Source organism: Candidatus Obscuribacterales bacterium (assembly GCA_036703605.1).
Classification (GTDB): Bacteria; Cyanobacteriota; Cyanobacteriia; order RECH01; family RECH01; genus RECH01.
The window spans coordinates 1-1024 of sequence record DATNRH010000533.1 but is presented as its reverse complement, the minus strand read 5'-3'; the positions used below and the strand labels follow the sequence as shown (position 1 = coordinate 1024).

The following is a 1024-nucleotide window of genomic DNA, read 5'->3' as shown; positions in this document are numbered from 1 at the left end:
TGGTGGTGAGATGCATCTCGAGTTGATTCCCGGCGGCGGGCATGATGTGAAGGCGCATTGGTTTACCAGTCAGAAACTGGTGGATTTTGTTAGTGGGGTTTTGGTGGGGGAGTCTGATTTTCGGCCTGTCGTGGCAAAGAGAAAGGCAGCCCTGGATCGCATAAGGATTCCCAGTGTGAATCTAGAGGGAGTGACCATACAGCAAGCAGTTAGTCTCGCTTGGTCATATGCTGTTGAGTTGGATCCCACTACTATTGATCCAAAGGAGAAAGGAGTCACAATCAGTGTGCTTTTCCCGTCAGGAAAAACCTATTGCAGAGGTGGTGCCGTAAAGGCATTTGACGCTGAATTGGATGCTTCGATTCGTTATCAAGTGAGGGATGTTTCACTTGTGACGCTACTGACAGAAATCGCCAAGCAGGCTGGCATGGATCTCTACACGACATCGGCCGGTGTGGTCTTTTGCCCAGCGGGTGCGAAACCATTTCCCAATGGTTTATCCAAAGAGGGGGAAGCGTGGGAGCAGTTGTATCAGCTTGAGAGGCCTAAGTAGGGGTAGCTTGGATAGGTAACTTCGCATGCAACAAATCCGCTTGAGTGGTTGCTTGCTCGCGTCAGAGCGGGACTGATCTCGCTCCGCTCGATCCACGCGGAGTGCGGCCTCCGCCGAGGCCGGTAGTGGTGATTTGCAGACTCGCTGCGCTCGCCTGCCCTTCGGGCGTTCGAACCCTGAGTGCCGAAGCTCCGCTTCGGGTGTGGTGGGGGTTCGAGCCCCAGTCCTCGAGATTAAGGGTAGTGGACGGGGGAAGGGGTGTGAGGCCGTTGAATGGACGGCGATCACGGAGAAGTACGAGGACTGGGACTCGAACCCAGGACCAATTGGTTAAAAGCCAACTGCTCTACCAACTGAGCTATCCTCGCATTGAAAACTCCGGTAGACGGGGCCGGATGAGTAGGGGGCTGGGAGGGGGCATGCAAGCCGTTTTTAAAGAAAACTTGATGATTTCGGGTGTGTTCCCAGTAG

1 protein-coding gene and 1 tRNA gene are annotated in these 1024 nt (G+C 54.3%); one reads left to right on the top strand and one right to left on the bottom strand.

Annotation, left to right across the window (positions count from 1 at the left end; translation table 11 throughout):
• A partial coding sequence (locus V6D20_11575) for a hypothetical protein (protein HEY9816423.1) occupies nucleotides 1-553 on the top strand: 553 nt, incomplete at its 5' end.
• A 295-nt stretch (nucleotides 554-848) separates the two neighbouring features.
• Here V6D20_11575 and V6D20_11570 read toward each other — a convergent pair.
• A tRNA-Lys gene (locus V6D20_11570) sits at nucleotides 849-921 on the bottom strand.
• Nucleotides 922-1024 lie beyond the last annotated feature (103 nt).